Source organism: Rhodococcus sp. JS3073, assembly GCF_026810085.1.
Classification (GTDB): domain Bacteria; phylum Actinomycetota; class Actinomycetes; order Mycobacteriales; family Mycobacteriaceae; genus Rhodococcus_F; species Rhodococcus_F wratislaviensis.
The window spans coordinates 6,146,388-6,160,540 of the sequence record NZ_CP113951.1 but is presented as its reverse complement, the minus strand read 5'-3'; the positions used below and the strand labels follow the sequence as shown (position 1 = coordinate 6,160,540).

At 67.9% G+C, this 14,153-nt stretch carries 16 protein-coding genes and 1 riboswitch; of the genes, 5 read left to right on the top strand and 11 right to left on the bottom strand.

Translation table 11 applies throughout. The annotated features are described in order from the left end of the window. Positions 1-18: 18 nt before the first annotated feature. The 4 genes from OYT95_RS27820 to OYT95_RS27805 all read right to left on the bottom strand — a co-directional run bounded on the left by OYT95_RS27820 (position 19) and on the right by OYT95_RS27805 (position 2,908). Positions 19-1,143, bottom strand: coding sequence for a glutamate--cysteine ligase (locus OYT95_RS27820; protein ID WP_037240630.1), 1,125 nt, complete (start codon positions 1,141-1,143; stop codon positions 19-21). 75 nt (positions 1,144-1,218) lie between these two features. Continuing rightward, positions 1,219-1,920: a superoxide dismutase[Cu-Zn] gene (gene sodC, locus OYT95_RS27815; RefSeq protein WP_268789675.1), complete on the bottom strand. Its 702-nt coding sequence runs from the start codon at positions 1,918-1,920 to the stop codon at positions 1,219-1,221. 73 nt (positions 1,921-1,993) lie between these two features. Further along, positions 1,994-2,545: a LytR C-terminal domain-containing protein gene (locus OYT95_RS27810; RefSeq protein ID WP_005251740.1), complete on the bottom strand. Its 552-nt coding sequence runs from the start codon at positions 2,543-2,545 to the stop codon at positions 1,994-1,996. Between the two features lie 24 nt (positions 2,546-2,569). Further along, positions 2,570-2,908, bottom strand: a complete 339-nt coding sequence (locus tag OYT95_RS27805) for a DUF3263 domain-containing protein (protein ID WP_011594977.1) — start codon at positions 2,906-2,908, stop codon at positions 2,570-2,572. Between the two features lie 178 nt (positions 2,909-3,086). On the opposite strand from OYT95_RS27805, the gene OYT95_RS27800 reads away from it, so the two are divergent. Genes OYT95_RS27800 through OYT95_RS27790 form a run of 3 tightly spaced genes read left to right on the top strand, consistent with a single transcriptional unit; the run spans position 3,087 to position 5,470 of the window. Beyond that, entirely contained in the window at positions 3,087-3,677 is a 591-nt protein-coding gene (locus OYT95_RS27800) for a peptide deformylase (protein WP_037240624.1), read from the top strand. After that, on the top strand, positions 3,667-4,632 hold the full coding sequence (locus OYT95_RS27795; protein ID WP_268789674.1) for an N-acetylglutamate synthase, CG3035 family: 966 nt from the start codon (positions 3,667-3,669) through the stop codon (positions 4,630-4,632). The genes OYT95_RS27800 and OYT95_RS27795 overlap by 11 nt, the downstream gene beginning before the upstream one ends. Positions 4,633-4,666: 34 nt before the next feature. After that, the gene (locus OYT95_RS27790) at positions 4,667-5,470 is read left to right on the top strand and encodes an exodeoxyribonuclease III (RefSeq protein WP_112300906.1); all 804 of its coding nucleotides are present in this window, start codon (positions 4,667-4,669) and stop codon (positions 5,468-5,470) included. Here the strand turns inward: OYT95_RS27790 and OYT95_RS27785 are convergent. From OYT95_RS27785 to OYT95_RS27775, 3 genes are all read right to left on the bottom strand, one after another. Continuing rightward, positions 5,437-6,114: a hypothetical protein gene (locus tag OYT95_RS27785; protein WP_268789673.1), complete on the bottom strand. Its 678-nt coding sequence runs from the start codon at positions 6,112-6,114 to the stop codon at positions 5,437-5,439. The two genes, OYT95_RS27790 and OYT95_RS27785, sit on opposite strands and share 34 nt — an antisense overlap. Positions 6,115-6,207: 93 nt before the next feature. Further along, complete coding sequence (locus OYT95_RS27780) at positions 6,208-6,570, bottom strand: GNAT family N-acetyltransferase (RefSeq protein WP_112300979.1); 363 nt, start codon at positions 6,568-6,570, stop codon at positions 6,208-6,210. Between the two features lie 101 nt (positions 6,571-6,671). After that, positions 6,672-7,058 (bottom strand): GNAT family N-acetyltransferase, encoded by a 387-nt coding sequence (locus OYT95_RS27775; RefSeq protein WP_037240670.1) that lies wholly within the window; start codon positions 7,056-7,058, stop codon positions 6,672-6,674. Between the two features lie 133 nt (positions 7,059-7,191). Continuing rightward, positions 7,192-7,299, top strand: a riboswitch (TPP riboswitch). Here OYT95_RS27775 and thiC point away from each other — a divergent pair. Both thiC and thiD read left to right on the top strand, forming a co-directional pair. Beyond that, positions 7,292-8,938, top strand: a complete 1,647-nt coding sequence (gene thiC, locus OYT95_RS27770) for a phosphomethylpyrimidine synthase ThiC (RefSeq protein ID WP_268789671.1) — start codon at positions 7,292-7,294, stop codon at positions 8,936-8,938. It overlaps the preceding riboswitch by 8 nt. A gap of 10 nt (positions 8,939-8,948) precedes the next feature. After that, complete coding sequence (gene thiD / locus OYT95_RS27765) at positions 8,949-9,794, top strand: bifunctional hydroxymethylpyrimidine kinase/phosphomethylpyrimidine kinase (protein WP_268789670.1); 846 nt, start codon at positions 8,949-8,951, stop codon at positions 9,792-9,794. A gap of 32 nt (positions 9,795-9,826) precedes the next feature. Here the strand turns inward: thiD and OYT95_RS27760 are convergent, their stop codons facing one another. From OYT95_RS27760 to OYT95_RS27745, 4 genes are all read right to left on the bottom strand, one after another. Then, positions 9,827-10,681, bottom strand: coding sequence for an adenylate/guanylate cyclase domain-containing protein (locus OYT95_RS27760; protein ID WP_268789669.1), 855 nt, complete (start codon positions 10,679-10,681; stop codon positions 9,827-9,829). A gap of 52 nt (positions 10,682-10,733) precedes the next feature. Continuing rightward, the gene (locus tag OYT95_RS27755; protein WP_174484725.1) at positions 10,734-12,188 is read right to left on the bottom strand and encodes a M20/M25/M40 family metallo-hydrolase; all 1,455 of its coding nucleotides are present in this window, start codon (positions 12,186-12,188) and stop codon (positions 10,734-10,736) included. 145 nt (positions 12,189-12,333) lie between these two features. Further along, entirely contained in the window at positions 12,334-13,128 is a 795-nt protein-coding gene (locus OYT95_RS27750) for an ABC transporter permease (protein ID WP_037240603.1), read from the bottom strand. Continuing rightward, the gene (locus OYT95_RS27745) at positions 13,128-14,069 is read right to left on the bottom strand and encodes an ABC transporter ATP-binding protein (protein WP_011594987.1); all 942 of its coding nucleotides are present in this window, start codon (positions 14,067-14,069) and stop codon (positions 13,128-13,130) included. The genes OYT95_RS27750 and OYT95_RS27745 overlap by 1 nt, the downstream gene beginning before the upstream one ends. Between the last annotated feature and the right edge of the window lie 84 nt (positions 14,070-14,153).

The window sequence follows — 14,153 nt, the reverse complement described above, 5'->3', positions numbered from 1 at the left end:
CCTGCCCGAGACCGTCTTTCAGGTCCCGAGCTCCTTCACCAGCGCATCGACCACAGCCACCAGGTCACCGCCGGTCGCCTCCGCGACCTGACGTTGCCGCTGGTAGGACGCACCCCGGCGGGGAATCTCCGCGACCGCGGCCAGTTCGTCCGCGCAGCCGAGACGCACGGCGGTCGGGGCCAGCTTCTCGAGCAGGTCGTTCAGGTCGTCGGTGACGAGCCGCTCGTTGCTGTCCTCGTCGAGGATGATCTCGGCGTCGAGCCCGTACCGCGCGGCCCGCCACTTGTTCTCCTTCACGTGCCACGGCTGCAGGTTGGGCAGGTTCTCGCCCGCCTCGAAACGCCGGTCCAGGTCGACGATCAGGCAGTGCACGAGCGCGACGAGGGAACTGAGTTCGGCGCGGGTGGAGATGCCGTCGAAGACGCGGACCTCGATGGTGCCCCACCGCGGCGCCGGCCGGATGTCCCAGTGCATCCCGCCGATCTTGGTGATCACACCGGTCTTCATCTGGTCGCTGATGAAGTCCTCGTACTGCCCCCAATTCGCGAACTGGTACGGCAACCCCGCGGTGGGGAGTTGCTGGAACATCAGCGCACGGTTACTCGCGTACCCGGTGTTGACGCCGGCCCACATCGGCGAGGACGCGGACAGCGCGAGCAGATGCGGGTACCGCTGCAACAGCGCATTGAGGATCGGGAACACCTTCTGCGGCGAGGACACACCGACGTGGACGTGCACACCCCAGATGAGCATCTGACGGCCCCACCACTGGGTGCGTTCGATCAGCTCGTCGTAATCCGGTGTGCGCGTCACCAATTGGGTCGACCACTGCGCAAACGGGTGGGTGCCCGCGCAGATGAGATCGACGCCGAGCGGGTTCGCCGCCCGCCGCAGCAGGTCGAGCGACTCGTCGAGGTCGTCCATCGCCTCACCGACGGTGGAGTGGATCCCGGTGACCAGTTCGACGGTGTTGCGCAGCAACTCCTTGGTGATCCTCGGATCCTCGGGACCGGCGAGACTCGCCACCGCGTCGAACACTTCCGCGGCCGTGTTGGAGAGATCCCGCGTGACCCTGTCGACCAGCGCGATCTCCCACTCGACACCCAGCGTCGGCCGCGGCGAACCGGGAAAGGGAACTACCACGGTTTCGATCCAACCACAGGCCGCAGTGCGCGGCAGCGCACCGACATCCCGGCCGAAGCCGGGATGTCACGCGGCTCAGCTGGCGCCGATGACACCGCAGGCCACGCGCGAGCCTGCGTCCCCGGTGTTCAGGGTTTCCTGATCGGGGGCGGGTGCGTAACGAGTGGGGATGTTGGCGAAATTGTCGGAACCCGAGTGGATCATGACCGCGGTGCCGCTGTCGCCGTTCTTCAGGTCCTCGACCGTGAAGGCGTCGGTGGTGGTGACCAACTCGGCCGTGCCGTCGGCCAGAACCTGCAGCGAGGTGAGGTCGCCACTCGCGGGGTGGCCCGAGTGACCTTCGGCCTGGAAGTGCCCGCCCGCGGACAGGAAGTTTCCGGGCGCACCGCCGGTGGGTGCCACGGAGTTCGTCTCACACTTTCCGACGGAGTGCACGTGGAAACCGTGGAAGCCGGGCGTCTGATCCTTGACGGAAACGGTGACCTCGACGTGACTGCCTGCCTGCTTGAACGTGGCGGTACCCACGTCCTCGCCCTCGGCGTTCTTCAGCGCCGCGCTGACCGCGCCGCTCTCGGCGGATTCACCCGAACCGCTCTCGGCGTCGCCGGGAACGCCTGCGGCGCTGGGATCGGCGGCGCCGGTCCAGACGGGAGGAGTGGTGCCGGGAACGTCGGTCGGCTCCTCGTTGTTACTGCAGGCGGTCAGTCCGAGTGCTGCAATGGCCACCACCGGGGTGACAATGCGCCAGGACATCCGACGGGTAGAACTCGAGGCCATCAAACCGCTCCTTTGAGGTGGCGAAGAAGTGCATCTGATCATAACCGCGGCGATGGTGCACCGACCGTCCGGTCTACTGCGCGGAGGTGACGATCACGATCACACCCGCAGACGAATTCGCGATACCCGGGAACCGCGGCTGGGCCGACACCCCGAGCTGCGCGGCGATCTCCGTTGCCGCTTCCTTCTCAGCGGCGGAAGTCCCGTAGTACACCGTGGTTTCGGAGATGGTGCCGTCGCTGTAGTTACCCGTTTCCGACACCGTCCACCCCGAGGACATCAGTTCGGTGGCCGTCTGGCTCGCGAGACCGGTGACGTTGCTGTTGTTGAGCACCCGCACCGGGACCGACGCCGCGTCGGCGGACTTCGAGGTGCTCGAGGCGCCGGACGTGGTGCTCGCCGCGGAAGCCGAGGTGGCGCCCGCTGCTCCGGCGGCCGTCGTCGGGCGCGCGGCGGCGGTGGTCGTGGCGGCCGCCGTGGTCGTGACGGTGGCGGCGGTCTCCTCCGAGTCCGAGCCTCCCAGGGAGGCGAACCCGAGACCCGCGAACAGAATCGCGAGGGCGATCAGCACCATCGCGAGGGCACGTAACGGCGGGCCGGACGATTCGGGTTTCGGAGTACTCACGATGTCGACCTTAGCCACCGGGTGCTACGTGACGTCGAACCCGAGGCGACGGGCGGCGCGGGCCTTCTGCCTGCTTGCGCGCAGCCGTCGCAGCCGCTTCACGAGCATCGGGTCGGCGGCGAGCGCCTCCGGCCGGTCCACCAGCGCGTTGAGAACCTGGTAGTACCTGGTGGCGGACATGTCGAACAGCTCTTTGATCGCTTCTTCCTTCGCGCCGGCGTACTTCCACCATTGGCGTTCGAAGGACAGGATGTCGTGCTCCCGACGCGAGAGGCCGTCGTCGCCGACGTCCTTGACCCCCGCCGAGTTGTCGCCGTCGATGCGCTCGGACTGGTTCCGACTACGCGCTGTTGCGCCGTCCATCTCACTCCTCGACTACTAGCTCTCGCTCGACCTCAGCGAAACCACGTTCCCCCGGCTCCTCGATCGCGTGGCCGACCGAGCAACGAATTACACCGCTGTTCTTCAGCGACTATTCAACCATGACGAACGCCGCGGGCAGTGCGAACGGCTCGGGCGCGCCGCACTATCCTTGACGACCATGGCCATCCTCCCCATCCGGATCGTGGGCGACCCGGTATTGCACGAACCGACCGAGGCAGTGTCCCAGTCACCTGCGGAACTCGCTGAGATCATCGCCGACATGTACGACACGATGGACGCCGCCAACGGCGTCGGGCTCGCCGCCAACCAGGTCGGCCTGCCGCTGCGGTTGTTCGTCTACGACTGCCCCGACATCGACGGAGACGGCACGGCGCTCCGCCGCCGGGGTTGCGTCGTCAACCCGGTCCTCGAAACATCGGAACGACCCGAGACCATGCCGGACCCGGACGACGACGTCGAGGGTTGCCTGTCGGTTCCGGGCGAGCAGTTCCCCACCGGACGGGCCGAATGGGCGAAGGTCACCGGCACCGACGCCGACGGCAACGCCGTCGAGATCGAGGGACGCGGCTTCTTCGCCCGCATGCTGCAGCACGAGGTCGGTCACCTCGACGGCTTCCTCTACGTCGACATGCTGATCGGCCGCAACGCGCGCGCCGCCAAGAAGACCATCAAGCGCGCCGGCTGGGGAGTGCCCGGTCTCAGCTGGGTGCCGGGAACGGTCGAAGACCCGTTCGGGCATGACGACTGACATTCCGCTGGGAAGCCGGGTGGTGCTGCGATATCAGCTGCCGCCCGGCCACAGCCATCCGATGACCGATGTCATCGGGGTGCTGGAGAGCGTCGAACCGGTGGTGGTCGTCCGCGCCGCGGACGGCTCCGTCGTCGAGGTGGATCCGGAGCGGGTGATCGCGCTGAAGGCCGTCCCCGCACGGCCGGTGCGCGCGAGCGAGATCCGATCCCTCGAACTGGCCTCGGCCGACGGCTGGCCGGGTGTCGAGCACACGTGGATCGACGGGTGGCTCGCCCGCTACGGTCACGGCTTCACCGGACGCGCCAACTCGGCGGCCCCGCTCGGCGACCGTGGGTCGGTCGGCAGTCTGGACGATCTCTCCCCCGGCGGCACGCTCGACCGCCTGCGCGAGTGGTACGCCGAGCGCGACCGCCCGCTGCGGTTGCTGATCCCCGACCGGCTGGGCGAGGTACCGCTCGGCTGGAACGTCAGCGACGAAGTGGTCGTGATGGCGGCCGACATCGACAACCTGGCCCTGCCCGAGGGCCCACGAACCACCACCGTCACCGATCACCCCGACCCGGACTGGCTCGCCCTCTACCGCTACCGCGGGTCCGCGCTCCCCGACTTCGCGGTCGACGTGCTGGACTCGGTCCGCGGCGGCACCCTCGGGTTCGGCCGGATCGGCGCCGCCGACTCGACGCTCCTCGCCGTCGCCCGCGGATCCGTCACGTCCGCCCCCGACGACCGCCGGTGGGTCGGGCTCACCGCGGTCGAGGTCGCGGAGGCTCACCGCCGCCACGGGATCGGCAGCCTCATCTGCGGCGACATGATCAACTGGGGACGCGAACAGGGCGCGACCCACGCGTGCCTGCAGGTCGCCGTCGAGAACGAGGGTGCGCAGGCGATGTACCGCAACCTCGGCTTCGTGGCGCACCACCGGTACCGCTACGCCACCGAACCTGTCGGCTGACAACCTGTCGGCGACGGCCGCTAGGGTGGCTGCCGTGCGCATCGCAACCTGGAACGTGAACTCTGTTCGTGCCCGTACCGACCGGATCCTGGACTGGCTCCAGCGGTCCGACGTCGACGTGCTGGCGATGCAGGAAACCAAGTGCAAGGACGAGCAGTTCCCGTACGAGCGTTTCCGCGAACTGGGCTACGAGATCGCGCACGTGGGCCTCAGCCAGTGGAACGGGGTCGCGATCGCGTCCCGCGTCGGTCTCGACGACGTACAGATCGGGTTCGAGGATCAGCCCGGTTTCCACAAGGACCCGGAGGTCGCGCCCGCGCAGGAAGCCCGCGCCATCGGCGCCACGTGCAACGGCGTCCGCATCTGGAGCCTGTACGTCCCCAACGGCCGTGAGCTGACCGATCCGCACTACACGTACAAGCTCGACTGGCTGGCGAAGTTGCACACCGACGCGGTCGGGTGGCTGGAGCAGAACCCGGACGCGCAGATCGCGCTGGTCGGCGATTGGAACGTGGCCCCCACCGACGAGGACGTCTGGGATCCGGCGCTGTTCGAGGGCAAGACCCACACGTCCGCCCCCGAGCGTGAGGCCTTCCAGGCCTTCGTCGAATCGGGGTTCGCCGACGTCGTCCGGCCGCACACCCCGGGGCCGGGTGTCTACACCTACTGGGATTACACCCAGTTGCGGTTCCCGAAGAAGCAGGGAATGCGCATCGACTTCGTCCTGGGATCGCCTGCCCTCGCCGGCCGCGTCGACAAGGCCGAGATCGACCGCAACGAACGCAAGGGCAAGGGCGCCAGCGATCATGCACCGGTCATCGTCGACCTCGGCGACTGAGAACGCAGCACACCGAGCGCCACGACCGCGCACCCGAACCCGATGAGCACTCCGTGCCCGATGCGCAGTGGGGCGTCGACGTAGAACTGCGGGATGAACAGCGCGAACCCCACTGCCATCGGGATCCCCGCCCACCCGGCGAGCAGTCGGGATCGGGCGATCGCGACGGCGGCCGCGCCAGCGCCGACCGCGACGAGTAACAGTCCTGCGGCGAACAGCGTCGCCTGGGCCGCGCCCATCCGCACGCTCTCGGCGAGGGTCGTGACGGCCCCCTCGTCCAGGCTGCTGCCGCCCAGGGCGTACAGCGCGAACGTTTCGGCACCGTAGTAGGGCAGCGTCAGCCCGATCCCGATCCACGACGCCGCCAAGGAGACCACCGCCGCTCGTTCGCCACCCGTCCCCTTCAGCAGGCCGCTGAGCGCGACGAGCGCAAGACCGAACGCGATGAATCCACCGACGGCGGCGAGGTGGGCGACGAGCCACCACGGTGAGGCGAACTCGGCCCGTCCGTCGGGGGCCCCGCCCGCCGCGTAGGGACGCACCACGGGGTAGACGACGAACAAGGCGCCGGCCACGGCGAACAGCACTGCGGCGCAGGTCCCTGCGACCCCGGTACGACTCTCGATCCGATCCGACACGGTCATGACGACTCCTTCGAGCGTGAGCACTGCTCTCTATACAGAGCAGTATTCACAGCGGAGCCGCAGATGGCAAGAGCAGTGCTCTCGAAAGCGGGGCTACCCGGCAATCAGCACGTCGAGATGCTGCGGATTCAGCGCCAGGTAACGCTGGACATACGTGCAGATGGGACGGACCTTCCATCCTCGCCGACGTGCCGAGTCCAACGCCTCGCCCACGAGGAACGCGGCCAGTCCGCGCCCACCGAACTCTTCCTTGACGACCGTGTGCATGAATGCGACCACCTCGCCGGGCTTGGCGGTGAATCCGGGGATGTCGTCCTCGTCCCGATAGCCGAGGATGCCGACCAACTCGTCCCCCAGCCACAGATCGAATCGTTCGTGGGCAGGGTTGTCGAGCACGCGAGCATCAGCGGCCGCGATGTTCCCCGGCGACTCGGAACTGTTCGAAATGTGATCCATGCCACTCATGGAATCAGTAAGGCGGCATCCTCGCGAGCGGAATCGCCGCCCCCGCAACCGTTTCGTTGCCGACGAGTGCTCGATTCGTGCCCCGACCGCCGTCAGCCCTCCACCGGGACGACGAGGTCGCGGTACTCGGGGTGCGCCGAGACGAAGCGCTGCACGTACGTGCACACGGGCCGCACCTTCCAGCCGTACCCGCGGGCGAGGTCGAGGGAGCGACCCACCATGAGGGCGGCGAGTCCGCGGTGACCGAAGTCCTCCACGATCACCGTGTGCATGAACGAGACCACGGGTGCCTGCCGCCCCCGGCTCTTCGGGCCCGGCGGCCGGGCGGCCACCACTCCCACGCCGGCACCGGCGCCGGGCGGCGTGTCCGCGAGGTCGAAATACCCGAGGATGCCGACCAGGTCACCACTCAGTCGTAACTCGAATCGGTTCTGATCGGCGTTGTCGATCACGTCCACAACCTGCGCGTCCGTCAGCATGGCTATCTCCTGGGGGTATGTGTCGTAATCGAAATGTGATGTTCATCACCCTTTATACCGATGCCGGGAACCGCTGTCCAAGTTTCACCCGAATGTTTACTCAGAGAGATCTCGGTTACAGTTTGCGGGACAACTACACATCCACGGGGGCTCGCACCAGCGGGCTGAGAGGACGGCTAGGGCCGTCGACCGTCGAACCTGTCCGGGTAATGCCGGCGTAGGGAGCATCATCGATGAGCACAAACGTATCTACAGCCACGTCCGTCACCACGGGACCGATCGAGGGCAGCACCAAGCAGTACCTGCTGTCGGGCGACGACGTCCGGGTGCCGGTCCGGCGCGTCCACCTCACCAACGGTGAGCACCTCGACGTGTACGACACGTCGGGTCCGTACACCGATGCGGACGCCACCATCGACCTGGAAGCGGGACTGCCGCATCTGCGCGCGCCGTGGATCGCCGACCGCGAAGGCACCCAACTCGACGCCGCCCGCGCCGGCGTCGTCACCCCTGAGATGCAGTATTGCGCTGCACGCGAGGGCGTTTCATCCGAAACCGTGCGCACCGAGGTCGCGGCGGGACGCGCCGTGATCCCCGCCAACCGCTGCCATCCCGAACTCGAGCCGATGATCATCGGCAAGGCTTTCGGGGTGAAGATCAACGCGAACATCGGCAACAGCGCGGTCACGTCGTCGATCGCGGAAGAGGTCGAGAAGATGGTGTGGGCGACGCGGTGGGGCGCGGACACCATCATGGACCTGTCCACCGGCAAGAACATCCACGAGACACGGGAATGGATTCTGCGTAATTCGCCTGTGCCCGTGGGAACGGTGCCGATCTATCAGGCGCTCGAGAAGGTCGGCGGCGACCCGACCGCGCTCACGTGGGAGATCTACCGCGACACCGTGATCGAACAGTGCGAGCAGGGCGTCGACTACATGACGGTCCACGCCGGTGTGCTGCTCCGCTACATTCCACTGACCGCGCGCCGCGTCACCGGCATCGTCTCCCGTGGTGGGTCGATCATGGCGGCCTGGTGCCTGGCCCACCACCGGGAGTCGTTCCTGTACACCCACTTCGACGAGCTGTGCGAGATCCTCCACCGCTACGACGTCACGTTCTCGCTCGGTGACGGTCTGCGCCCCGGCTCCATCGCGGACGCCAACGACGAGGCCCAGTTCGCGGAATTGCGCACCCTCGGCGAGCTCACGGGGATCGCGAAATCGCATGGGGTGCAGGTGATGATCGAAGGCCCTGGGCACGTGCCGATGCACAAGATCGTCGAGAACGTGCGCCTCGAGGAGGAGTTGTGCGAGGAGGCGCCGTTCTACACCCTCGGGCCGCTCGCCACCGACATCGCGCCGGCGTACGACCACATCACGTCCGCGATCGGCGCGGCGATGATCGCGCAGGCGGGCACCGCGATGCTCTGCTACGTGACCCCCAAGGAACACCTCGGACTGCCGAATCGGGACGACGTCAAGACCGGGGTCATCACGTACAAGATCGCGGCGCACGCCGCGGACCTCGCGAAGCAGCATCCTCGGGCGCAGGAGCGCGACGACGCGCTGTCGAAGGCCCGGTTCGAATTCCGCTGGCACGACCAGTTCGCGCTGTCCCTCGACCCGGATACCGCGCGGGAGTTCCACGACGAGACGCTGCCGGCCGAACCGGCGAAGACGGCCCACTTCTGCTCGATGTGCGGCCCGAAGTTCTGTTCGATGCGGATCTCCGCCGACGTGCGTGAGTACGCGCAGCAACACGGACTCGATTCGGTCGAAGCCATCGAGGCGGGAATGGCCGAGAAGTCGAGCGAGTTCGTCGACGCAGGTGGTCGCGTGTATCTGCCCGTCGAATCCGTCACCTCAGAGAATCGGTAAGGTCCCCTTCGTGAAGCTGCTGCCCCTGACCCCCGACGGCCAGACCCCCGTCCGAGTCCTCACCATCGCCGGCACCGATTCCGGCGGCGGCGCCGGGATCCAGGCCGACTCGCGGACGATGGCGCTGTGCGGCGTCCACGCATGCGTCGCGGTCGCCGCGGTGACGGTGCAGAACTCGGTGGGCGTCAGCGGTTTCCACGAGATTCCGCCGGAGACGGTGGCCGCGCAGGTGCGGTGCGTCGTCGACGACATCGGGGTCGGGGCAGCGAAGACGGGCATGCTGGCGTCGACGGCCATCATCGAGGCCGTCGCCGCCGTGTGCACCGAGGTCGGGATCGGCCGCGACCAACCGGTCCCGCTGGTCGTCGACCCGGTGTGCGCGTCGATGCACGGAGATCCGCTCCTGCACGCCGAGGCGCTGGACGCCGTGCGGAACACGCTGATCCCGATCGCCACGGTGGTCACCCCGAACCTCGACGAGATCCGATTGATCACCGGCATCGAGGTGGTGGACGACGCGACCGCGCGCCGGGCCGCCGAGGCGCTGCACGCGCTCGGGGCCCAGTGGTCGATCGTGAAGGGCGGGCATCTCCGGACGTCGGCGTCGAGCACCGATCTGCTGTTCGACGGCGACACGTTCCGCGAGTTCAGCAGTCCCCGCATCGACACCGGCAACGACCACGGCGGCGGCGACACCCTCGCGGCCGCCATCGCGAGCGCTCTCGCCCACGGGTGGTCCGTGCCCGATGCGGTGGCGTTCGGCAAGGAATGGGTCACCAAGTGCCTGGAGGCGTCGTACGACCTGGGCGCCGGTCACGGCCCCGTCTCCCCCCTGTGGCGGCTCCGTCACTCGTGAGTACTTCTTAACGTCCGGCGGTTGAGAAGTACTCACGGGCGGCGGAGCCGCAACCGCCAGATACCGAGGTCGGAGGGCACCCCGTTGGGCGCGGGGGCGAAGAAGGCGCGTCGCCACGGTTTGACGCCGACACCCAGTTCGTCGAGGGTGCCCGGCTGCAGACTCTCCAGCGTGGCGGACGACGCCATCACGTTGCCGTCGCCGCCCAGTTCCATCATGCGCGCCGCGATCGTCACGTCCACGCCGAGCCAGTCGCTGCCGATCTGCCGGGGAACACCGGTGTGGATGCCGACGCGCATGCGGGGGCGGTAGCCGTCCACCTCCACGTCCGCGAGCGCTTCCCGTGCGGCGAAGACGGCGTCGATCGCGCGGTCCGGGCTGGGAAAGACGGCCATCACACCGTCCCCCAGGCGTTTCACCACATGTCCGCCCCGGTCGACGATGGGGGTCTCGACAGCACGGGCGACGTCGCGCAGCAGGGCGAGGGTGGCGCTGTCGCCGGCGGGCAGCGACCAACTGGAGAACCCGACCAGGTCGGTGAAGACGATGGTCACCTCCTGCGTTCCCCGACCGCGTCCGGTGCGCTCGAGCAGTGCCTGCCACACCTGCAGCGCCCCGAGGCTCATCTCGCGGGACGCACCCGGCTGGTGGTCGAGGAAGCGATCCGCGACGCGGGCGATGGCCCGTGCGCTTCCGGGTCCTGCCGTCGACAGTGGGTCGCCGAACGCGGGATCCCCGGGCAGGGCGCGACGGACCCTCCGCAGCCCCTCGATCAGCTGCGGCTGACGGTTCACCGATCCCACCCAGCCCAGAACCTTGTCGCCTCGTTTCGGTGTTTGCGCAGCGTCGAGTTCGGCACTGTTCTCGTCGGCCGGGTCGTCGCTCACGAGAGTAAGGGTAACCCAGCGTCACATGCACAAACCCGTGACGAATCGGACATCACTCCGCCGCCCGCGCCTTCTCCCGGTCCGCCCCGGTGGGGACGCCGTTCGGTCCGGCGAGGGACTCCGCGTACACCCCGACGGCGTATGCGACCGCGGCGGCATTCTCGGCGAGCGCAGCCCGGTTCACGTTCTCGAGGGTGTCGGTCGCACTGTGGTAGTTCTCGTCGTACACCACACCCGGGGTGCCGCCCCACTTCTGCGCCTGCTCCGGCGTCTTCGTTTCGTCGGCGCCGCTGAACACGCCGCCCGACGGGATGCCGTGCTCGATGAACGGACCGTAGTCGGATCGGCCGTCGAAGTCCGTGCCGTCCGCGGCGACGCCCTTGCTCTGCAGGAACTCGGTGAACGTGCGTTCGATGCCCGCGGAGCCTTCGGGTCCGGGCCCCTCGCCGACGTTGTCGGAGTTGTCGCCGTCATACGCCAGGTAGCCGGCATTCACGGAACCGAGCATGTCGAAGTTGAGGTACAGCGCGATGTCGTTCCGCTGGTCCTCACTGAGGCTGTTCACGTAGGCCTCCGAACCGAGCAGACCCAGTTCCTCGGCGCCCCAGAACGCGAAGCGCACCGCGTTGTCGATGTCGGGGGAACCGCCGAGTTGTACGGCCGTTTCGAGGGTCGCGGCGACGCCGGTGCCGTTGTCGTTGATGCCGGGACCGTCCGGGACGCTGTCCAGGTGGGCGCCGACCATCACGACGTCCTCGGCCGAGCCGGTCTTCGTCTGGGCGATGACGTTGCGAGCGGTGCTCGACTCGGTGGTGGTGTCGAGTGTGAGGGTGACGTCACCCCCGGCCTGCTCGAGTGCGGCCCCGTCCGCCTTGCTCACCCCGCCAGTGGGCACCTTGCCCACGTCCGGGTCGCCGAGGGTTCCGCCGCTCATCGGTCCGTCCTCGTTGTTGACGACGATCACGCCGGCCGCGCCGCGCTCGGAGGCCAACTGTTGCTTGGCGGCGAACGGGCACACCCCGCGGTTCACGAGGACGATCGCCCCGGTCACGTCGAGGCCGTCGTAATCGGTGACCTCGCATCCCGGACTCTCGTCCTTGGGTGCGGGCACCAGGCGGGCGGTGATCCCCTCCGGACCGGTGGACGGTGAGTACGACAGTGCACGCACCTCGAAGTCACGGTCGCCGGACCTGAGGGCCTCCGTCCGGACGTCGAACTTGTGGAACTCGAATTCCGGGGTCTGGACGTCGAAGCCCTTGTCTTCCAGCACCTGTGCGACGTAGTCGACACTGGCGTCGTAGCCGGAGGTTCCGGCCGCGCGGTTACCGTTGTTGTTCTCGGCGATCGTCTGCAGTTGCTCCAGGTGCCCCACCACGCCGCCCTCGGTGACCGAGGCGGCGAGAGCGCTCGCGTCGACCGGCGGCGAATCGGGTTCGCTCGTCGACGAGCACCCGGCCAAGATCATCGCACCGGCCACTCCGACTGTGAATGCTCCCCGTAGTCGCATGTCGGGAGCCTAACGCAGAAGCACCTGTGGGCCGGCGCGAATGGATTTCGCACCGGCCCACAGGCTCCCGCCCCGCTGTCACCCTCAGCCAGGTCTCCCGACGATCACCTGGCGGAGGAGCGAGGCGAAAGTACTGTATCGGGTGTCAGGCGTCGCGCTTGTTGACGACCACCAGGCCGGCCCCGAAGATCACGAAGACGAACACCGCGAAGTACACGAGGCTGCCCCACGGGCCCCAGTGGAATTCGACCCCCTGCGGCGCCCCCAGGAAGTTGTTGGCGTTGAGGAACGGCAGGAAGGGCATGATCTTCTCGCCGAACGAGCCGAACAGGTTGAACAGGCTCTCGATCAGCAGCGGCCACAGCAGCAGCAGGGCGATCGCGCCCGCCGACTGACGCAGCAGCGTGCCGACACCCACGGCGAGAACCACGCACAGGAACGCGTAGATCGGGACACCGTAGATCGACCGCCACGCGTCGTCACCCGACAAGGTGAGCGCCGCTCCGGCCTCGTCACCCGCGGTCGCCTTGGCGATGGCGTACGCGCCGAAGGTGAGTACGAACGTCAGCACGGCGCCGAACGCGCCGATCAGGCCGGCCTTCGCGACAAGGACGGACGCGCGGTTCGGGATGGCCTGGAACGTGGTGCGGATGACGCCGAACCGGTATTCGCTGGTCACGGCGAGCGCCGCGAGGATCATCAGGACCAGCACGCCGAATCCGGAGACACCGCCGACCGCGTCCGACATCTGCGGCAGGAACGGATCGAAATCCGGTTGCTTACCGTCGGCGATCTGGTTGTTGAAGGAGTTGATGCTGGCCTTCGCGCTCAGCCCGATGACCGCGGCGAGACCGAGACCCAGCACGATGATGATGACCGTGCACCACCACGGCGACCTCGTCGACGTGATCTTGATCCGTTCGGCATTGAGAACAGCCATTACAGTGCACCCCTCATCACATCTTCGACGCCCTCTGCGTGGTACTGCACGTCGTCTCCGGTCAACTTCATGAAGGCGTCCTCCAGCGATCCGCGCTGAGATGCCAACTCGTGCAGGACGATGCCCTGCGAACCGGCGATCCCGCCGACGACGTCCGTCGACGAATCCACCACGACGAGCGCCTGCTGCCCGTCGGATCCGTCCTCGCGCACGGTGAGCCCGTTGGACGTCAGCGCGCTCCGCAGCGCGTCCAGCTGTGGGCTCCGCACGCGCACCGTCGATTCCGAGGACTTGCTGACGAACTCGGACACGGTGGTGTCGGCGATCAGACGCCCCCGGCCGATGACCACCAGATGTTCGGCGGTGAGCGCCATCTCGGACAGCAGGTGGCTCGACACCAGCACCGTGCGCCCCTCCGCGGCGAGGCGCTGCATGAACTTCCGGATCCAGACGATGCCCTCCGGGTCGAGCCCGTTCACCGGCTCGTCGAACAGCAGCACCTTCGGGTCGCCGAGGAGCGTGGCGGCCAGGCCCAGTCGCTGGGACATGCCCAGCGAGAACCCGCCTGCCTTCTTCCCGGCCACCTCGGTGAGCCCGACGAGGTGCAGCACCTCGTCGACCCGGCTCTTCGGCAGCGAGTTGGACGCCGCCATCCACTGCAGATGGGCGCGGGCCGAGCGGTTGGGGTGCACCCATTTAGCGTCGAGCAGAGCCCCCACCGTCCGCAGCGGCTGCACCAGGTCGCTGTACGGTTTGCCGTCGATCAACGCGCTGCCCGCCGTGGGGCGGTCCAGCCCGAGGATCATGCGCATCGTCGTCGATTTGCCTGCACCGTTCGGGCCGAGGAAGCCGGTGACCATACCCGGCTTCACGTTGAACGTCAGGTTGTCCACCGCCTTCGTCGCACCGAAGGTCTTTGAAAGTCCCCTCACTTCAATCATGGTGAGAAGGATGCCGGAACCTGCGGCCGGCGCGCATCGGCCGCAGGTCTACACCCGACTCGTCCCCTGGTACCGGTCGGACCC